This is a genomic window from Vibrio salilacus, from assembly GCF_002811245.1.
In the GTDB taxonomy this organism is placed as follows: domain Bacteria; phylum Pseudomonadota; class Gammaproteobacteria; order Enterobacterales; family Vibrionaceae; genus Vibrio; species Vibrio salilacus.
The window spans coordinates 97954-117582 of sequence record NZ_NIVQ01000009.1; the positions used below are offsets into that span (position 1 = coordinate 97954).

Below are 19629 nucleotides of genomic sequence, written 5' to 3' on the forward strand. Positions count from 1 at the left end.
GTGAGCAATAGAGCAGGTACAAAAAAGGCGACTCGAGAGCCGCCTTTACGATATTCTGCGTTAAACGCTTACCTTAAAGTAATGATTACTTAGAGATGTGAGCGATTAGGTCTAGAACTTTGTTTGAGTAACCGATTTCGTTGTCGTACCAAGATACAACTTTAACGAATTTGTCAGTTAGAGCAACACCAGCTTTAGCATCGAATACTGAAGTTTGAACTTCACCGATGAAATCTTGTGATACAACTTGGTCTTCAGTGTAACCAAGAACGCCAGCCATTTCGCCTTCAGAAGCTTCTTTCATTGCAGCACAAATTTCTTCGTAAGATGCAGCTTCTTTCAGGTTAACAGTTAGGTCAACTACAGATACGTTAGCAGTTGGTACACGGAAAGCCATACCAGTTAGTTTGCCGTTTAGCTCTGGAAGAACAACGCCTACAGCTTTAGCAGCACCAGTTGAAGATGGGATGATGTTTTGAGAAGCACCACGGCCACCGCGCCAGTCTTTAGCAGAAGGACCATCTACAGTTTTTTGAGTTGCTGTAGTAGCGTGAACTGTAGTCATAAGACCAGACTCAATGCCCCACTTATCGTTAAGTACTTTAGCGATAGGTGCAAGACAGTTAGTAGTACAAGAAGCGTTAGAAACGATGTCTTGACCAGCGTAAGATGCTTGGTTAACGCCCATTACGAACATTGGAGTTGCATCTTTAGAAGGACCAGTAAGAACTACTTTCTTAGCGCCAGCAGTGATGTGCTTACGTGCAGTCTCGTCAGTTAGGAAAAGACCAGTTGCTTCAGCAACAACGTCAACGTCGATTGCATCCCACTTAAGATCTTCAGGGTTACGCTCTGCTGTTACACGTACAGTTTTGCCGTTAACGATTAGGTTACCGCCTTCAACTTCAACAGTACCGTTGAAACGGCCGTGAGTTGAGTCGTACTTAAGCATGTATGCCATGTACTCAACGTCGATAAGATCGTTAATACCTACTACTTCGATATCGTTGCGCTCTTGCGCTGCACGAAATACGAAACGACCGATACGGCCAAAACCGTTAATACCTACTTTGATAGTCATTATAGTTGCTCCACAACTTAATTTCTGATTAAAGATAACTGGTAGTAAAATTACAGAATCCAGTCAAAATCTGCAACTGATAATCGGACTTAACTTGTTTAAAGTCAAAAAAAAGTGTCGCTTTTTTTCACAATTAGTTGCAAACGGTTAACTTTTGAACGGATTGCTAGTTTCTTCCTAAACCAGTTGACGTAAAATAGTTTAGATGTCGACAGCAGTGCTGAAAGTTTGAACATCCTTTTATGGTTTCAAAGTATGTGCTACAAAGGTTGATATCCGCAAGTTTTTCGAAAAAAAAGTCATGATGAAGATTGAGAATACGGAGAAATAACGTTTTGAAACATAAGGTAGAGAAAGTCACTAAGCCTGATGAATACTGGCGTGAAAAGCTATCTGATGAACAGTACCGAGTCTGCCGAGAGCAGGGAACTGAAGCCCCATTTTCTGGGACGTTACTGCATAATAAAGAGACGGGAGTATATTACTGCACTTGTTGTGACGCGCCACTGTTTATCTCTGATAATAAGTATGATTCTGGATGTGGTTGGCCGAGTTTTGATGCCCCTATCAATAACGAGGCTATTCGCTATTTAGAAGATATGAGTCACGGAATGGTGAGAACTGAGATACGTTGTGCTGCATGTGACAGCCACCTTGGTCACGTTTTTAACGATGGACCGCAAACAACAGGTGAGCGCTATTGTGTTAACTCAGTGTCGTTAATTTTCACCAATTGACAAAAAAGCGGTGATTTATCCACCGCTGATTGTTTTATCCTTTCACTTTACCGTTTGGCGCTTGCAAATTTTGGGATTTGTTCTGATTTGAAAGTGCCAGCACGGATGGAATCTTCGATTTGGTCGGCGATGTCGTCAAGTTGGTCATAAATGCTGGGCTCAAACCCGTATAGCAGTTGTAATTCACTTTGAGACGCGATCGGTACATTGAACGATTCTGCAATACGTGTCCATATATAGGCTTCTTCTTTCAAGTTAAGTCGGTACGTGGTACTAGCTAGAGATTTAAATATTTCGGTATTGATATTGTTACCCTTGGTCAACTCAAGGGCATGAAATAATAGTTGGCGTGTCTTTCCCTGATCTCGGCTAGTATAGAAAGTCGCCAGGGCATATTGCATTTCCGCGCTTTCTAGTGCGGGAGAGCCTTCGAGTTGCAAGAAGCGTCGTCGTGCTTGATCATCCCCAATTTGACTCCACAAAAAATAAAGTGCGTTCGGAGATGAAGATTGTTGTAATTTAGCGACGATGTGTTCTAAGTCTTCACCAGAATTGACCAGTGCATTGAAGCGACGCTGTTTCAAATTGGTTTGATCGAGCGGTTGAATTTGTGCGGCGAGCCCGAGACACTTTCGATACTCGGCTGTTAGCAGATATTCTTTTATTTGGTTAGTGTCTGTTGGGTTCTTGAGGACTTCAAAACGATGCCATATAAGATCAGTGCGAGGGACACGGCACTGACCATCGTCCATGTTGAGTCGCTCGCATTGCAAGGTTGGGTTGTTATTGCATAATTGTTCAGTGTTCTTGTTTCCTTCAAAGCATCCTGTAAGCAGGAGGCTTGATCCCAAGAGTGTTAGCGCATTGGTTATCTTCATACTATCGTTGCTTGTGATCCGTTACACTTAATCATTGCAGGTGTCTTGACTCGTTCTGCTAGCCCGGTAGTGTTTGCTTACTTTAGTCGATTTATAGGACATAAAATGGACGCAGAGCAGTTAATTAATGCCATCACACCTGAGGCTTATGAGCGCTTACTATTTGCAGTAGAAACTGGTAAGTGGCCCGAGGGTACTCTACTTTCTGAGCAGCAGCGAGGCACTTGTATGCAAGCTGTGATGTTGTATCAATCTAAGCATAATGCAGAAGCTCAACATATGACAGTGGCTCAGGGTGGAGAAATCAGTTTTAAATCTAAAGCGGAGCTGAAAAAGCAGTTTTTGCAAGGGCAGGACGACATAGTGCGAGTAAACCCAAATCAAGAGTGAATCGCTTTAACGAAGATCCATAAATCACAAAGGCAAGGGGAACCTTGCCTTTTGTTATCGCGTTATTAAGTAAGGTGTTACCCACAGCATTTTTTGAATTTTTTGCCGCTGCCGCACAAACAAGGATCATTTCGCCCTAGCTTAATACTGTTTATTGATTGACTTAACCTAGCATCAATGTCGCGAGCTGTGTCACTTGCCGAGGGAAAGGTTCCATCGATATACAGCCATTGCCCATTCTCTCGCACAAAACGAGAACGTTCTTGTAGGCAATACTCGTTCCCCTCTTGGTGGAAAAAGGCTTTAAAGGTAACAAAACCTTCGTCGACTTGGCTGCCATCTTCGCTGCAAATAACTTCTAAGCGAGTCCAATTGCTGTCAATTGACTCGGCGATTTCGCTACGCTGTGTTTGTGCTTGGCAGCTAGGATGGTATGTGTTGACGACAAAATCGATCAACCCTTTGACATGAGCACAGTAACGGGCACGCATCAAAGCTTCTGGGGTGTGGGCTTGAGTGACATCATTATGTACGCGACCACAGCACTGTTCATAGGCGCTTGGCTTTCCACAAGGGCAGGAGTTCATTTCGATTCCAGTTCGTTCGTTTTGACAGACAGAATCTCTGTGGTCCATTTCACCGATTCATCGTAGCACTTATTTAATGTGCGCTGATCAACGCCGATCTTATCACGGTAGTGATTTACATCGTCCCATTGCGCTTGTTCGTAGGCTCTGGTTAGTGAAAGAATATCGCCCAGAGTGCCTTCGTTGTTAGTAATGGCGAGTTTAATTGACTCATCAATCGATATTTGGCTAACGATTTGTTCAAGAGGTCGATCAAGTAAGCTGTCGAGCAATGAAAACATCCCAGTAAGAAATGCTTGACCCGTCTCAAATTTAGCCTCTAGTCGAGAGGCCAGAAGCTCACAATAACGTGCGCGCTGAATTGATAGCCGATAGAGATAATCGGGCTTGCTGTCTTGGCTAGAAGTGAGTGCAACTAATGAAATGAACTTGCGTAATTTGTCTTCACCTAAGTAGATAAGCGCCTGCTTAAAAGAATGAATCTCAGTCATAACAATAGACGACGAGTTAACAAAACTGAGCAGCTTATACGATAGGGTGACATCAGTGCTAATCAGAGTCTCAATCGCCGCAAAATCCATGTCTTTTTTGGCTATTTCCGTGAGAAGCTGGATGACCGTCATGAATGAAGGTTCAAGCGATTTACGAGTGATCATCTCAGGCTTGCTAAAGAAATAACCTTGGAAATAATCAAATCCTGCGTCTTTCGCCAATTCAAATTCTTGGTAAGTCTCAACTTTTTCGGCAAGAAATTGGATGTTGCTTCCACCTAAGCGCAGCATGAAAATACGTGCTTTCTCGATGGAAACTTGGCGTATATCGAACTTAATTATTGAGATATAAGGAAGAAATGCTCGCCACTCTTTGCTTGGAACAAAATCATCCAAAGCAATTTTATAGCCAAGGTCGGTCATCTCTTTGATCGCATCAAGTAGCTCTGTGGTCGGTGGGCAGTCTTCAAGCACCTCGATGACTAAATTATCCACTGGAAACAGCGTCGGGACTCGATTAATTAAGCTTTGATAGGGAAAATTAATAAAGCCAAGTTTTTTACCCAAGGTCTCGTAGTGAGTAGAGAGAAAATGGTCAGACAACAAGCGACTTGTCGCCTGTTCTGGATCAATTTCTGGAAACGTGTTTTGAGGTCCATCCCTAAAGAGAAGCTCATAACCAACCGTTTGCTTATTGGCGTCTAAAATAGGTTGTCTTGCGACGTATGAGTATTTCAAGGTAATAGCCTGCTCCGTATGAATAGTTTATGCGTTTACCTGTCTAAATCATTAGACGGCGACATTGTGCATTAAAACTACGCTTATCCTGAAAAAGGTCTTTGCTGTAACTCGAAATCATTTTTATCGAATATTAACACTGAGCCCTGTGTATACCAATCGCCTAACACAATTCTGGTGCAGACGGTCTGATCTGTCTTGAATGTGTGAACGTTAGGACGATGAGTATGACCATGGATCATTAGATCTACATTATAGACTTGCATGACGATTTCTACTTCGCTTTGTGTCACATCCATGATATCGAGCGACTTAGTTTTTTTATCTGTTTTGATATCTGACTGTATCTTACTGACAATTTTCTTCTTATAACGCATCGGAATACGATTAAACAACCATTGTAGCCAAGGTTGATGAACCTTTTTGCGGTATTCGAGATATTTGACATCTTGGGTACATAAGGTGTCACCATGCAATACTAAGGCTTTTCGTCCGTAGAGGTCGATAACGGTTTCGTCGCCCAATAGCGTCACGCCTGTTTGGCGGCTGAAACGTTTACCAACCAAAAAATCACGGTTACCTTGGGTAAAAAAGCAGGCAACTCCGCTGTCGGTCAAGGTTTTAAACTCGGTTCTAATTTGTTCGGCAAATTCAGATCGGTCGTCATCGCCTATCCAGAACTCAAACAGATCTCCGAGCACATATAATGCTTCAGCATGGACGGCTTCTTGGCGCATAAATCGAACAAAGCAATCGGTGGTTGCAGGGGTCGAAGGAGAGAGGTGAAGATCAGATATAAATAATGTGGTCATAGTCAATACAAACAGAGCGCACTAGGCGCTCTGTTATTCTTTATTATTCTTCGATAGTCGTGCCAGTGATCATTACATCTTCGAGTGGAACGTCTTGATGCATACCTGATGAGCCAGTGCTCACGCCTTTGATCTTGTTGACGATATCCATGCCTTCAACGACTTCAGCGAAGACACAGTAACCCCACCCGTCTAGACTTTCACTACGAAAATCCAGGAAAGTGTTGTTGTTAACGTTGATAAAGAATTGAGAGCTCGCTGAATGCGGTTCCATGGTACGAGCCATTGCCAACGTGCCGATTTTATTACTTAGGCCGTTGTTTGCTTCGTTCTTGATTGCTGCGCGAGTCGGTTTTTCACGAAGGCCAGACTCCATACCACCACCTTGAATCATGAAACCATCGATAACACGGTGGAAAAGAGTGTTGTCGTAGAAACCATCACGGCAGTACTGAAGGAAGTTTGCGCTAGTTTCTGGTGCTTTTTCATCGTTGAGCTGAATTTTGATGTCACCAAAATTAGTGTGAAGGGTGATCATGATTGTTTCCTTTACAGATATTTTTAACTTGAACCCAAGATTCTAGCTCAACTTTGGCGACATTAATACGTCAAAAGCACGTCTTGAGACCTAGGTATCGGCGTCATTGATGGGTTTTTGAGCGTTTGAGGGATTACCTAACAGGGCGTGACTTGATATACTGGTCGACCATTTGTATCACTCGAAAATTAGAAAGAGATCATGTTAAAGATATATAACACACTCACAAGACAGAAAGAGGAATTCAAACCAATCCATGCTGGCAAAGTTGGCATGTATGTGTGTGGGGTAACCATCTATGATCTCTGTCATATTGGTCACGGTCGTACTTTCGTCTCTTTTGATGTTGTTTCTCGTTACTTACGCTACCTAGGTTACGACTTGACCTTTGTACGTAACATTACTGATATTGACGATAAGATCATCAAGCGAGCAAACGAAAATGGTGAGTCTTGTGACTCCTTGACTGAACGTCTTATCGGCGAAATGCATACCGATTTTGATGCGCTCAATATGAAGCGTCCTGATATAGAACCCCGTGCAACGGAATTTATTGCAGAAATTGTAGAGTTGGTCGAAAAGCTAATTGAACGTGGTTTTGCTTACGTTGCGAGTAACGGCGATGTGATGTTCGAAGTTCGAAAATTTGACCAGTATGGCAAGTTATCTAAGCAAGACCTTGACCAACTGCAAGCGGGCGCGCGCGTTGATGTCGAAAGCGCTAAACGCAGTCCTCTAGATTTTGTTTTGTGGAAAATGTCGAAGCCAGGCGAACCAACTTGGGAGTCACCTTGGGGACCTGGGCGTCCAGGTTGGCACATTGAGTGTTCAGCAATGAACTCATCAATCCTAGGCAATCATTTTGATATTCATGGCGGTGGTTCTGATCTGCAGTTCCCGCACCATGAAAATGAAATTGCTCAATCTTGCTGTGCGCACGACACCCAATATGTAAATACTTGGATGCACAGCGGTATGGTGATGGTCGACAAAGAAAAGATGTCTAAGTCATTAGGTAACTTCTTTACCATTCGTGATGTACTAGCGCACTACGATGCTGAGACCGTACGTTACTTCCTTATGTCGGGTCACTATCGTAGTCAGTTGAACTATAGCGAAGAGAATCTTAATCAGGCGCGTGCATCACTTGAGCGTTTATACACGTCGTTGCGTGGTCTTGACCTGAGCGTACCTGCTGCGGGCGGTGAAGATTACATTGAGCGCTTTATTGCCGCCATGAATGATGACTTTAATACACCGGAAGCCTACTCCGTCCTGTTTGATATGGCCCGTGATATTAACCGTCTCAAAGAGGAAAAATCAGATCAAGCGAGTTCTCTAGGCGCATTAATGCGTCAACTTGCCGATGTGATTGGTATTCTTCATCAACAGCCGGAAGTCTTCCTTCAAGGTGCGGTCGATGATGATGAAGTTGCTGAAATTGAAGCCTTGATCAAGCTGCGTAACGATAGTCGCACCGCTAAAGATTGGGCCAACGCAGATATGGCACGAGATAAGCTTAACGAGATGGGTATTGTGTTAGAAGATGGCGCTGAAGGAACAATTTGGCGTCGCAAGTGATAGACAACGGTGATTAAATGAAGGGCTGTTTTTCAGCCCTTTTTCTATTAAATTTTTACTTTGAGGTAGGGCATTTCGTGGCTCAGATGTACTTCTATTACTCAGCAATGAATGCGGGTAAATCAACCACTCTTCTTCAGTCTTCGTTCAATTATCAAGAACGCGGTATGACACCAGTGATTTTTACTGCAGCGCTTGATGATCGTTACGGTATTGGTAAAGTGAGTTCACGGATTGGTTTGCAGTCTGACGCGCATTTGTTTCACCCTGATACCGATCTATATCAGGAAACTGTCGCACTCAATGACACAGAAAAACGTCACTGTATTTTAGTTGATGAATGTCAATTCTTAAGTAAAGAGCAGGTTTATCAGTTAACAGAAGTCGTTGATAAACTGCATATCCCAGTATTGTGCTATGGCCTAAGAACCGACTTCCTTGGTGAATTGTTTGAAGGCAGTCGATATTTATTATCTTGGGCTGATAAGTTAGTTGAATTGAAAACTATCTGCCACTGTGGGCGTAAAGCGAATATGGTGATACGTACTGATGAGAATGGTGTTGCGATTGCTGAAGGTGACCAAGTTGCCATCGGTGGTAATGACAAATATGTCTCTGTCTGTCGGCAACACTACAAAGAAGCGCTTGGTAAGTAGTGCCACTTGTGATTGAAACAAAAAACGGAGCATGAAGCTCCGTTTTTTGTTTGTGTTCGAGAATCAGAGATTAACGAGCACGGAAGACGATGCGACCCTTAGATAGGTCGTATGGAGTCATCTCAACAGTTACTTTGTCGCCAGTAAGAATACGGATGTAGTTCTTACGCATTTTACCAGAGATGTGAGCAGTAACTACGTGACCGTTTTCTAGCTCAACACGGAACATTGTGTTTGGAAGAGTATCAAGGACGGTGCCTTGCATCTCAATTACGTCTTCTTTAGCCATTTAATCCTCTTTTAAAAAATGGACAATTTTTAGCGACTTTTCATGCCGATAAAAATGAATTAAGTAAAGTTGGGCGGTATTCTACCCTTGCCAACGCTGATTTACTAGCCTTTGATGACGTTGAAATCGGACTTTATAGTTCATTGCTGGGCATTCATCAATCTGATAACCCAAATAGAGCCACTGCTTTCCTTGTTGCGAGCAATATTTTGCTTGGTACAAGATGGCTAGGGTTCCTAGTGAAATCGAGTAGTCGGGATCGAAAAAAGTATAAAAGGCACTGGCGCTGTTCGACAGCATATCGGTGACAGCGATAGCAATCAATTGCTGATCGTCATAGAGGTGCAAAAACTGGGTATTTAACCAATTACACTGAGCAAACTGAGCAAATTCCCGTCGTTTGGGAGGGTACATTGAGCCGTGACGATGTCGTGCCTCGATGTATTTGCTATAAAGATCAAACCAATCGTTGTCCATTTGATCTTTTAATTGCCACGTTATTGAGCGAGCTTTGCTGAGCAAGCGTTTTTGATTACGAGAAAGAGTCAAGTCGGGGAGCGAAATCCGAATGGCTTGGCAAGCTTGGCAGCGATCGCAATGAGGTTTGTAAATGGTATCTCCGCTTCGACGAAAACCGTTGGCAAGCAATACCTCATAACTTGATCCGCAATGCATCGCGGGATCGAGAGCAACCGCCACACGCTCCTGACGGTCACTTAAATAGCTGCAAGCATGGCTATCGGTTAAGCCAATACGGATTTGTTGTAGGTCTGAGCTCATCAATCTTTAGGTCTCGCTCTTTAGCCACTGTTTTGCAAAACAGTTTTCTACTACGCTTTGGTTCTTAAAGGATAGCAGTGTTTGTAAAAAATCCGATCTTTCCAGTTCGTAAGCGCCTAAAGACTGCAAATGAGAGTTCATGACCTGACAGTCGATAAGTTGACCATTATGTGTATGAAAGTGTTCACAAAAATACCAAAGTGCAATTTTTGAGGCGTTGGTTTTTAAACTGAACATCGACTCGCCACAAAACAACTGACCCATTGAGAGACCATATAACCCGCCGATTAACTCGTCATCAAACCAAACCTCGACTGAGTGACAAATTCCAAGTGTAGCCAACTGTTTATAGGCTACACGCATCTCTTCATTCAACCATGTTTCATCCTCACTGCGAGTCGAGGCGCAATAGTCAATGACAGCATTCGTTGCATGGTTAATACTGACAGTATATTGGTGCTTACGTTGAAACTTTTTGAGACTTTTTGCCGCTTTGAAGGTCTTAGGGTTAAACACCGCTCGCGGAGAAGGGCTCCACCATAAAATTGGCTCTCCAGGTCCATACCAAGGAAAGATGCCATTTTGATAGGCGAGCTCTATGCGTTGTGGAGTTAGGTCACCACCGACAGCGAGGAGCCCGTTTGGATCGGTTAACGCTTCAAAGGGAGACGGAAACCAGAGTTGGTCGGAATCAAGTTCAGTAAGATAAAGCGCCATGTTAAGTCGAGGTAACGTGAATGAAGAAGTGGTTGTGGATCATATTGGTTTTTCCATTGATTGCCAATGCAGCTTATGAAAGAAATAGCGCCAGGCCCGTCAACCAAGTCGTTTTTGGTCAAGTCGATACGGTCAGGTATATCAGTGAACAAGAAATTATTAAGTCACGTGCCAATGGTTGGGAAACCTTGCTTGGCGCTGTGATTGGGGGCGTCATTGGTCATCAATTTGGAGGCGGAACCGGACGAGAAGTCGCGACGGCGGTTGGCGCAGTTGCGGGCGCAGGAGTGGCACGTCATCATGGCCAACAAGAATACCAAGTAGAGTATCAATTGGTTGAGTTATTAATTAACAGTGATGATGGGCAGTTAATTAATGTCATTCAAGATGTTGATAATCAGATGCTTTTCAAACGTGGTGATAAGGTACGCATACTCTATTTTGATAATGGTGTGCGGGTTGATAAAGCGTATTAATCTGATCATTAACGCTATCTGCTCTGCGACATAAATATTCAGTCTTAATCGCAGCTTGGCTCTGGTTTTACGCGTTGTTTTTAGATAGTCTGCAACTACGAAGAATTTTTCATCATTCCATTTAGCATCAGGATAGTGGGATGAGCAAGGACTAACAATTTTAATGGAAAGCCTTACGTTACAACCTATCAACAAAGTCAATGGTGAGGTTAACTTACCCGGCTCTAAAAGCGTTTCAAATCGTGCCTTATTACTTGCAGCATTAGCGAATGGCACGACCCGTTTAACCAATTTACTCGACAGCGACGATATTCGTCATATGCTCAACGCACTCACTCAGTTGGGTGTTTCTTACACGCTCTCTCAAGACAAAACCGTGTGCGAAGTCGAAGGTCTTGGCAAGCCCTTTACGAGCCCACAGGCGTTAGAGCTATTTCTTGGCAATGCGGGGACGGCGATGCGACCTTTGGCGGCGGCACTGTGTTTGAGCGATGGTGAATTTGTTCTGACGGGTGAGCCACGTATGAAAGAGCGTCCGATTGGTCATTTAGTGACTGCACTACGTCAAGCGGGAGCCAAAATCGATTACCTAGAAAATGAAAACTATCCGCCACTTAAGATTTATGGCACCGGTCTTCAGGGCGGGACGGTAGAAATTGATGGTTCGATTTCTAGTCAGTTCTTAACTGCATTTCTCATGTCAGCGCCACTTGCTCAAGACGATATCACCATTAAGATCAGCGGTGATTTAGTGTCTAAACCTTATATCGACATTACTTTGCATATTATGCAGCAGTTTGGCGTCGAAGTGGAAAATGATAACTATCAGCAGTTTGTTATTCGTAAAGGGCAATCTTATGTTGCACCAGGCGAGTTTTTAGTCGAAGGCGATGCTTCATCGGCGTCTTACTTTTTGGCCGCTGCGGCAATCAAAGGCGGTGAGATTAAAGTCACAGGTATTGGCAAAAAAAGCATCCAGGGTGATATTCAGTTTGCCGATGCGCTTGAGAAAATGGGCGCTGAAATAGAGTGGGGTGATGACTATGTTATCTCTCGCGTTGGCGCACTTAACGCGGTAGATATGGACTTTAATCATATCCCTGATGCGGCGATGACCATTGCTACGACCGCACTGTTTGCTAAAGGTACAACGGCAATTCGTAATGTCTACAACTGGCGAGTGAAAGAAACCGACCGTTTAGCGGCAATGGCGACAGAACTGCGCAAAGTAGGCGCGGAAGTGGAAGAAGGTGAAGATTATATTATCATCATCCCCCCTCAGCAGCTGATTCATGCCGCGATCGACACTTACGATGATCATCGTATGGCAATGTGCTTCTCTCTGGTTGCGTTGAGCGACACCCCAGTTACGATCAATGACCCTAAATGTACGTCAAAAACGTTCCCAGACTATTTTGATAAGCTGGCAGGGCTGAGCTCATAGTGAATTGCTGAGCTTTGATCTCATACTCGCAAAAAATGAAAGGGTTGACACAGTGTGCAACCCTTTTTCGATTCTATTTTTGGAGGGTAAACTCTTTCGACAAATGGTGGGCTAAGTACTTAAACATATTAAATACCGCTGTTGTCTGAATAGTAGGTAAACCTTTGTCATCAATAAAATAGTTACCTTTAAAGACGAGCACGCCCTCTTTTTCCTCGACGCTGTCCGCGCGCATCCCCTCGATGTAGTCGTCATGTTCTTGAATGAGGTGGTTAGCTATCATCAATAGTTCGTTTTGCGGGATGATTTTTTTCTCGCTCATAAAAGTCTTGCCTCATGTTAATAAGCTTCTCACAGGAAGGGTTGTCGTGATTGTAAGGAGTTGCACAGCAAATTCCAATGCAATAGATCAATCGAGTTGACTTGCGCTAGCGACAGGTTTTGTGACTGATGGCAAAAATCTTTGTGATAGTTTGGCAACTTTTTGCCCTTGACGTTTAGTATGTCCCACTTTCTAGCCCACCATTAACACTCAAGCGAACATCAATATCAAATCGACTTGGCGTTTTTGGATACATCGCTGCTTTGTCGAGCAGTCAAGAGAGAATTTTTAAAAAAGAGATTGATCTTCTTGCATTCTCGCTCGATAGTAAAAAAGAAGCAGAATATTAAGAATGTCGTGCGATAAATTCGCACTCGATAAAGGACACTTGAGTCAATTATGGGTAAGTCACTGGTTATTGTGGAATCGCCAGCCAAAGCGAAGACCATCAATAAGTATTTAGGTAAGGACTTTATTGTAAAGTCCAGTGTAGGTCACGTACGTGATCTGCCGACGGCTGGCCAAAGTACGGGCCAGAAAGCGGCAGCGGTATCCACTAAAGGCTTAAGCGCCGAAGAAAAAGCACGCATTAAGAAAGAAAAAGATCGTAAATCCTTAATCAAGAAAATGGGAATAGACCCATATCATGGTTGGGAAGCGAACTATCAAATTCTACCCGGAAAAGAAAAAGTTGTCGCCGAGCTGCAAAAGCTTGCTGAAGACGCGGACCGCGTCTATCTCGCAACCGATTTGGACCGCGAAGGAGAAGCCATCGCTTGGCACCTTCGTGAGATCATCGGTGGCGATGAAGAGCGATACAAACGAGTAGTCTTTAACGAGATCACCAAAAACGCCATTCAACAAGCGTTTGAGAAACCAGGCGAGTTGAGTATTGATGGTGTTAATGCACAGCAAGCGCGTCGTTTTATGGATCGCGTTGTGGGCTTTATGGTTTCTCCGCTGCTATGGAAGAAAGTGGCGCGTGGTCTTTCTGCCGGGCGTGTTCAATCGGTTGCGGTTAAACTGTTGGTTGAGCGTGAGCGTCAAATCAAGGCCTTTGTTCCTGAAGAATTTTGGGATATCCACGCAGACACTAAAACCAAAGATAAAGCCGATTTTCGTTTACAAGTGGCGCAAAAAGATGGTGTTGCGTTTAAGCCTGTCAATGAAGCTGAAACCCAAGTTGCGACGGCAGTGCTTGAAAAAGCGCGCTACGAAGTCTGCAAACGAGAGGATCGACCGACTTCAAGCAAGCCTTCGGCCCCTTTTATTACCTCGACATTACAACAAGCCGCGAGTACGCGTCTTGGCTATGGCGTGAAAAAGACCATGATGTTAGCTCAGCGCCTTTATGAAGCGGGTTACATCACTTACATGCGTACTGACTCAACGAACCTAAGTTCGGAAGCTGTGGAGACCGTACGCGGCTTCATTGGTGAAGAGTACGGTGATGCTTATTTACCTGCTAAAGCCAATGTTTATGGCAGCAAGCAAGGTGCGCAAGAAGCGCACGAAGCGATCCGACCTTCTGATGTTGCGGTAACAACGGATGATCTCAATGGAATGGACGCTGACGCACACAAATTGTATGCTTTAATTTGGAATCAATTTGTTGCCTGTCAAATGACCCCAGCTAAATATGATTCAACCACCGTCAGTGTGAAAGCGGCAGAATACACCTTGAAAGCAAAAGGTCGTATTCTCAAGTTTGATGGTTGGACTCGCGTTCAACGTCCTCTGGGTAAAAACGAAGATCAAATCCTGCCTGCAGTTCAAGTGGGTGATAGTGTTGATTTGATTAAGCTCGATCCTAAGCAGCATTTTACTAAGCCGCCAGCACGCTTTACTGAAGCTGCGCTAGTAAAAGAGCTCGAAAAACGTGGTATTGGCCGCCCATCAACCTACGCATCGATCATCTCTACGATCCAAGACCGTGGATACGTAAAGGTCGATCAGCGTCGTTTTTACGCAGAAAAAATGGGTGAGATTGTTACTGACCGCCTTGATGGTAGCTTCGACGAGTTGATGAACTATGAGTTCACATCGCGTATGGAAGAAAAGCTCGACCAAATCGCAGAAGGAGAAGCCAACTGGAAGACCGTCCTTGATGACTTCTTTAAAGACTTCACCTGCGATCTTGAGAAGGCCGAGCTTGACGAAGAACACGGTGGCATGAAGCCAAATAATATCGTCTATACCGATATTGAGTGTCCAACATGTTCGCGTCCAATGGGGATACGTACCGCATCAACTGGCGTATTCTTAGGTTGTTCGGGTTATGCATTGCCACCCAAAGAGCGTTGTAAGACAACGATCAACCTTGGCGATGAAGATGGCATTATCAATGTGCTTGAAGAAGACGTTGAAACAGCTGCATTGCGCGCGAAGAAACGTTGTCCTATCTGTGAAACGGCGATGGATGCTTACCTGATTGATGACAAGCGTAAAATGCATGTTTGTGGTAACAATCCAAACTGTGAAGGCTACGTAGTTGAGCATGGTGAGTTTAAAGTCAAAGGCTATGATGGCCCAGTTGTCGAGTGTGACAAGTGTGGCAGCGACATGGTGCTGAAAAATGGTCGTTTTGGCAAATACATGGACTGTACCAGTGAAAGCTGTAAAAACACGCGTAAGATCTTGAAAAACGGTGAAGTGGCTCCGCCTAAGGAAGATCCAGTCCACCTGCCAGAGTTGCCGTGTGAAAATTCAGATGCGTATTTTGTACTGCGTGATGGTGCGTCAGGTCTGTTCTTAGCCGCGAGTACCTTCCCTAAATCGCGTGAAACACGAGCGCCTCTTGTTGAAGAGTTGGTCAGATTTAAAGATCGTATTTCACCTAAATTCCATTATCTGACAGATGCGCCACAAAAAGACCCTGATGGTTTGCCAATGGTCGTGCGCTTTAGTCGCAAGACCAAAGAGAATTACGTGCGTTCTGAAATCGAGGGTAAGCCTTCAGGTTATACCGCGTTATATGTTGATGGTAAGTGGGAAATTACCGACAAGCGTAAGAAGAGCGAAAAATAATTGAATACACCCAATTAAGAAGCAGCCGAATGGCTGCTTTTTTTATAGCAAAACGTTATGACAAGTATGGGAGCGAGTACAGATTGAGCAGGTCATGCTCCATAAAATCAGTCTGCGAGCTAGATCACTTTAATGTAGGTGAGATGTTATTAACCTGTAGCTATTCGATGATTTTGTGTGAGCTAACGCAGGGCTCTAAAAAGTAATTAATGTGCGGTCGATAGTACAGCATTTTTTAAATTGTAATCTTAAAGGAATACGATACCTTATAGTAAACCTTTTGCATGTCTACCGGGCTTGTTGATCGATGGCTTGATACTGACGTGATATGGCTTAAGCTGGATAGGTCCCTCTCTAAAAATGGGGGACTAAAAACGGAATACATTGGTTAATCTCCCCCTCAATAAAGGATTGACCACAAGAAAAATAGAATGGAGAACAATGAATGGCTGGAGTTTTGGGAATGATCTTGGCTGGAGGTGAAGGATCACGCCTTCGACCCCTAACAGAATCTCGTAGTAAACCCTCTGTACCTTTTGGCGGTAGCTACCGTCTTATCGACTTCGCTCTGAATAACTTTGTCAATGCTGACTTGATGCGCATTTACGTTCTGACTCAATTTAAATCACAATCTTTGTTCCATCACATGAAAAAGGGTTGGAATATCAGCGGCATTACCGACCGTTTTATTGATCCCATTCCTGCTCAGATGCGCACAGGTAAACGCTGGTATGAAGGTACCGCAGACGCTATCTATCAAAATTTACGCTTTATGGAACTCTCCGAGCCAGAGCAAGTGTGTATTTTTGGTTCAGACCATATTTATAAAATGGATATTAAGCAAATGCTCGATTACCATGCGCAAAAGCAAGCCTCACTGACAGTCTCGGCTTTGCGTATGCCATTATCAGAAGCCTCAGAGTTTGGCGTGATTGAAGTGGATGAAGAGGGGCGTATGGTCGGCTTTGAAGAAAAACCCGCTCAGCCAAAATCGATTCCTGGCGATCCTGATTTTGCCTTGGTTTCTATGGGCAATTACATTTTTGAAGCCCAACGATTATTCGCCGAACTGATTGAAGATGCTGAGAATCCTGAATCTTCGCACGATTTCGGTAAAGACATTATTCCTAATATGTTTCCTAAAGGTGATGTCTTTGTCTATGACTTTAGCACCAATCGCATTACGGGTGAAAAGGAAGAGGTCTATTGGCGTGATGTTGGAACCATTGATGCCTATTGGGGCGCACATATGGATCTGCTTAAGAAAGATGCGCCGTTTTCTCTCTACAACCGTAAGTGGCCATTACATACCTACTATCCGCCACTGCCACCAGCAACGTTTACCGACTCAGCCAATGGTCGAGTACAAATCATTGACAGCTTAGTCTGTAGTGGGAGTTATGTGCGGGGATCGCGTATCGAAAAATCGGTGCTAGGTTTTCGCAGCAATATTGCATCAACTTGTGACATCAGTGAAAGTATCTTGCTAGGTGATGTGAAAGTGGGCGAAGGTTGCGTGTTACGCCGAGTGATTGTCGACAAAGACGCGGATATTGCCCCTGGTACCCAAATTGGTGTTAATTTGTCGGAAGATAAGAAGCATTTCCATGTTTCTGAAGAGGGTATTGTGGTCATTCCTAAAGGAGCACGAGTTGGCTACTAAGAATTTATCGGTTCTATTTGTAGCGTCAGAAGTTGAAGGGTTAATTAAGAGCGGTGGTTTGGCAGATGTAGCCAAAGCACTGCCTCAGGCGCTGCGTGCACTTCAGCAAGATGTTCGTTTGACGTTACCAGCCTATCAGAAGATGGCGCAAGCCGCTGAGGCTGAGGTGATATTAGAAACGCAGTTAGAACATTGGCCACATACAAAATACCGCGTCAAGCAATTAGAAATTGCTGACGTGCCCGTTTATGCTATCGAATGCGCTCAGTATTTCGATCGGCCTGAAATGTACGCAGAAAACAATCAAGCTTATGCCGACAATGGCGAACGCTTCGCGTTTTTCAGCGCAGCCAGTCTTGATATGCTGCCTAAGATTGGTTTTCAAGCCGATATTATTCATGCTAACGATTGGCATACTGGGTTTGTGCCTTATTTGTTAAAGCATCGTTATGGCGCGACGTCGTTCTTTGCACAAACCAAAAGCGTTATTTCAGTCCACAATGCGGTATTCAAAGGGGTATTTAGCTACGATGAGTTGCAGTTCCTACCTGAAATGCATACTCGTTTTGCTCCCGATGCTGCGGTTAGTAGTACTCATGTCACCATGTTAAAGGCGGGGGTGATGAACGCGGACAAAATTAATGCAGTGAGCCCTACTTACGCTCAAGAGCTTACCACCGAGCTAGGTAGTCATGGTATGGCGGTGGAGTTTCAAAGTCGTGCGCTAGATTTGGTCGGAATTCTTAATGGTTGTGACTATGCAGCCTGGAATCCACAGACTGACCCTTTATTACCCGCTAACTACAAAGCGAATCGTCAAAGTATGGTTCGTGGTAAGAAAGCGTGTAAACGCGCGTTGCAGCAGCGTGTAGGATTGCAAGAGCTCGATGTGGCGGTATACGGAATGGTTTGTCGTTTGACTCACCAAAAAGGGGTGCACTACTTACTGCCTATACTTGAAGACTTTTTGCACAACCAAGTGCAAGTAGTCATTGTTGGTACGGGTGATCCTGAACTTGCTGCTGCGTTGCGAGAAGTGGCGGACGATTATCCAGCTAAGCTTGCGTTTGTTGAAGCTTACGATAATGAGCTCGCACACTTAGTCGAAGCAGGCAGTGATTTCTTTGTTATGCCCTCAGAATTTGAGCCCTGTGGACTGAACCAAATATACAGTATGGCTTATGGCACTCTACCTATCGTGCGTGGTGTGGGGGGATTACGTGATAGTGTTCGCGATTATGATGCCGATCCACTTCAAGCGACGGGATTCATATTTGATGAGCCTTATCCTTTGGCACTATTAGCTAAACTTCAACGTACTTTGCTACTTTATCTTCAGCAACCGAACGAGCTCAAACGCGTGCAGTTGCATGCAATGGAACAAGATTTTTGTTGGAGAAAATCTGCCAGTCAATACATCAAACTCTATCAAAGTGCACTAGGCGTATAATGGGTATTCACAAGGCGTCAATACAATATGGCGCCTTTTTTGATGACTGTTTACAATTTTCTCGCTACATCCACCAAGATTTAACGCAAGACGACTCAAATTCGGCTATCTTTGTGGTAATCTCCTAAGCCTACATCAACCTCGTGTATTTGTTTTGACTATGAGTGACACTTTGCTTTTCCATAAGACCTTTGCGCACCCAACCAGTGATGAGTGGGTGGTTTTTGTGCATGGTGCAGGAGGCAGTTCATCCATTTGGTTTAAGCAGATCAAAGCCTATAAGCAACATTTTAACTTGTTGTTGATTGATTTACGTGGTCACGGAAAATCAAATCAACTGTTGAAAGAGTTAATGTCAAATCGCTATACCTTCAAGTCGGTTACGCTTGATATTCTCAAAGTGTTGGATCACTTAAAGATTCGCTCTGCTCATTTTGTCGGTATGTCTTTAGGAACTATCATTGTGCGTAATTTAGCTGAGCTGGCAACTGATAGAGTCAAGTCAATGGTTCTTGGTGGTGCGGTAACGCGTTTAAACACCCGTTCTCAGGTATTGGTCAAGCTTGGTAATCTGTGTAAGCATATCTTGCCCTACATGTGGCTTTATAGTCTGTTCGCTTACATTGTCATGCCGCAAAGGACGCAAAAAGAGTCTCGACATCTATTCATCCGCGAAGCGAAAAAGCTGTGTCAGAAAGAGTTTAAGCGTTGGTTTATGCTTACCGCCGAAGTGAACCCATTAATGCGTTATTTTAAGGATCGGGAAATACCTATTCCGACGCTTTACCTCATGGGTGAGCGTGACTATATGTTTATACAGCCAGTTAAAGATATGGTGGCGGCACATCGCAAAAGTCAGTTACTAGAAATTGCAGATTGTGGTCATGTGTGTAATGTAGAACGTCCTGAAGAGTTCAATCAGCATTCTATCGCGTTTATCCAGCAACAGATCAACGCTTCTGCTATTTAAGG

The 19629-nt window shown here is 44.0% G+C and carries 20 protein-coding genes; 10 read left to right on the forward strand and 10 right to left on the reverse strand.

The window, feature by feature from the left end:
• Nucleotides 1-85: 85 nt before the first annotated feature.
• Nucleotides 86-1081 (reverse strand): type I glyceraldehyde-3-phosphate dehydrogenase, encoded by a 996-nt coding sequence (gap, locus tag CDZ87_RS08575; protein WP_100753168.1) that lies wholly within the window; start codon nucleotides 1079-1081, stop codon nucleotides 86-88.
• 335 nt (nucleotides 1082-1416) lie between these two features.
• On the opposite strand from gap, the gene msrB reads away from it, so the two are divergent.
• Nucleotides 1417-1818, forward strand: coding sequence for a peptide-methionine (R)-S-oxide reductase MsrB (gene msrB, locus CDZ87_RS08580; RefSeq protein ID WP_100753169.1), 402 nt, complete (start codon nucleotides 1417-1419; stop codon nucleotides 1816-1818).
• Nucleotides 1819-1865: 47 nt separating this feature from the next.
• Here the strand turns inward: msrB and CDZ87_RS08585 are convergent, their stop codons facing one another.
• Nucleotides 1866-2696, reverse strand: coding sequence for a DUF2989 domain-containing protein (locus CDZ87_RS08585; protein ID WP_100753170.1), 831 nt, complete (start codon nucleotides 2694-2696; stop codon nucleotides 1866-1868).
• Nucleotides 2697-2801: 105 nt separating this feature from the next.
• On the opposite strand from CDZ87_RS08585, the gene CDZ87_RS08590 reads away from it, so the two are divergent.
• Nucleotides 2802-3086, forward strand: a complete 285-nt coding sequence (locus CDZ87_RS08590; protein ID WP_100753171.1) for a YeaC family protein — start codon at nucleotides 2802-2804, stop codon at nucleotides 3084-3086.
• Between the two features lie 77 nt (nucleotides 3087-3163).
• Here the strand turns inward: CDZ87_RS08590 and CDZ87_RS08595 are convergent, their stop codons facing one another.
• The 4 genes from CDZ87_RS08595 to CDZ87_RS08610 form a co-directional block, all read right to left on the reverse strand.
• Entirely contained in the window at nucleotides 3164-3673 is a 510-nt protein-coding gene (locus CDZ87_RS08595) for a YchJ family metal-binding protein (protein WP_100753172.1), read from the reverse strand.
• Nucleotides 3670-4902 carry an EAL and HDOD domain-containing protein gene (locus CDZ87_RS08600; protein ID WP_100753173.1) on the reverse strand — a complete coding sequence of 411 codons (1233 nt, stop codon included), beginning with the start codon at nucleotides 4900-4902 and terminating at the stop codon, nucleotides 3670-3672. Before CDZ87_RS08600 ends, CDZ87_RS08595 begins: the two co-directional genes overlap by 4 nt.
• An 83-nt stretch (nucleotides 4903-4985) precedes the next feature.
• Nucleotides 4986-5714 carry a UDP-2,3-diacylglucosamine diphosphatase gene (gene lpxH / locus CDZ87_RS08605; RefSeq protein WP_100753174.1) on the reverse strand — a complete coding sequence of 243 codons (729 nt, stop codon included), beginning with the start codon at nucleotides 5712-5714 and terminating at the stop codon, nucleotides 4986-4988.
• Nucleotides 5715-5757: 43 nt separating this feature from the next.
• Nucleotides 5758-6252, reverse strand: a complete 495-nt coding sequence (locus tag CDZ87_RS08610; protein WP_038176931.1) for a peptidylprolyl isomerase — start codon at nucleotides 6250-6252, stop codon at nucleotides 5758-5760.
• A 201-nt stretch (nucleotides 6253-6453) separates the two neighbouring features.
• Here CDZ87_RS08610 and cysS point away from each other — a divergent pair, with 201 nt between their 5' ends.
• Together cysS and CDZ87_RS08620 are read left to right on the forward strand one after the other, a co-directional pair.
• Nucleotides 6454-7833, forward strand: coding sequence for a cysteine--tRNA ligase (gene cysS / locus CDZ87_RS08615; protein WP_100753175.1), 1380 nt, complete (start codon nucleotides 6454-6456; stop codon nucleotides 7831-7833).
• 77 nt (nucleotides 7834-7910) lie between these two features.
• A complete protein-coding gene (locus tag CDZ87_RS08620; protein ID WP_100753208.1) occupies nucleotides 7911-8489 on the forward strand; it encodes a thymidine kinase in 579 nt (192 codons plus the stop codon).
• Between the two features lie 70 nt (nucleotides 8490-8559).
• Here the strand turns inward: CDZ87_RS08620 and infA are convergent, their stop codons facing one another.
• From infA to aat, 3 genes are all read right to left on the reverse strand, one after another.
• Nucleotides 8560-8778, reverse strand: a complete 219-nt coding sequence (gene infA, locus CDZ87_RS08625) for a translation initiation factor IF-1 (RefSeq protein ID WP_001040192.1) — start codon at nucleotides 8776-8778, stop codon at nucleotides 8560-8562.
• An 81-nt stretch (nucleotides 8779-8859) separates the two neighbouring features.
• A complete protein-coding gene (locus tag CDZ87_RS08630; RefSeq protein ID WP_100753176.1) occupies nucleotides 8860-9558 on the reverse strand; it encodes an arginyltransferase in 699 nt (232 codons plus the stop codon).
• 6 nt (nucleotides 9559-9564) lie between these two features.
• Nucleotides 9565-10275 carry a leucyl/phenylalanyl-tRNA--protein transferase gene (gene aat / locus CDZ87_RS08635; RefSeq protein WP_100753177.1) on the reverse strand — a complete coding sequence of 237 codons (711 nt, stop codon included), beginning with the start codon at nucleotides 10273-10275 and terminating at the stop codon, nucleotides 9565-9567.
• Between the two features lie 20 nt (nucleotides 10276-10295).
• Between aat and CDZ87_RS08640 the strand changes: the two genes are divergently transcribed.
• Nucleotides 10296-10751 carry an outer membrane lipoprotein gene (locus tag CDZ87_RS08640; RefSeq protein ID WP_100753178.1) on the forward strand — a complete coding sequence of 152 codons (456 nt, stop codon included), beginning with the start codon at nucleotides 10296-10298 and terminating at the stop codon, nucleotides 10749-10751.
• A gap of 163 nt (nucleotides 10752-10914) precedes the next feature.
• On the forward strand, nucleotides 10915-12195 hold the full coding sequence (gene aroA, locus CDZ87_RS08645; RefSeq protein WP_100753179.1) for a 3-phosphoshikimate 1-carboxyvinyltransferase: 1281 nt from the start codon (nucleotides 10915-10917) through the stop codon (nucleotides 12193-12195).
• A gap of 73 nt (nucleotides 12196-12268) precedes the next feature.
• Here the strand turns inward: aroA and CDZ87_RS08650 are convergent, their stop codons facing one another.
• Nucleotides 12269-12517, reverse strand: a complete 249-nt coding sequence (locus tag CDZ87_RS08650; RefSeq protein WP_038176921.1) for a YciN family protein — start codon at nucleotides 12515-12517, stop codon at nucleotides 12269-12271.
• 399 nt (nucleotides 12518-12916) lie between these two features.
• Between CDZ87_RS08650 and topA the strand changes: the two genes are divergently transcribed.
• From topA to CDZ87_RS08670, 4 genes are all read left to right on the forward strand, one after another.
• Nucleotides 12917-15544 carry a type I DNA topoisomerase gene (gene topA / locus CDZ87_RS08655; protein WP_100753180.1) on the forward strand — a complete coding sequence of 876 codons (2628 nt, stop codon included), beginning with the start codon at nucleotides 12917-12919 and terminating at the stop codon, nucleotides 15542-15544.
• A gap of 445 nt (nucleotides 15545-15989) precedes the next feature.
• Nucleotides 15990-17207 carry a glucose-1-phosphate adenylyltransferase gene (gene glgC, locus CDZ87_RS08660; protein WP_100753181.1) on the forward strand — a complete coding sequence of 406 codons (1218 nt, stop codon included), beginning with the start codon at nucleotides 15990-15992 and terminating at the stop codon, nucleotides 17205-17207.
• Complete coding sequence (glgA, locus tag CDZ87_RS08665) at nucleotides 17197-18657, forward strand: glycogen synthase GlgA (RefSeq protein WP_100753182.1); 1461 nt, start codon at nucleotides 17197-17199, stop codon at nucleotides 18655-18657. Before glgC ends, glgA begins: the two co-directional genes overlap by 11 nt.
• A 160-nt stretch (nucleotides 18658-18817) precedes the next feature.
• Entirely contained in the window at nucleotides 18818-19627 is an 810-nt protein-coding gene (locus CDZ87_RS08670) for an alpha/beta fold hydrolase (protein ID WP_100753183.1), read from the forward strand.
• The last annotated feature ends 2 nt before the right edge of the window (nucleotides 19628-19629 follow it).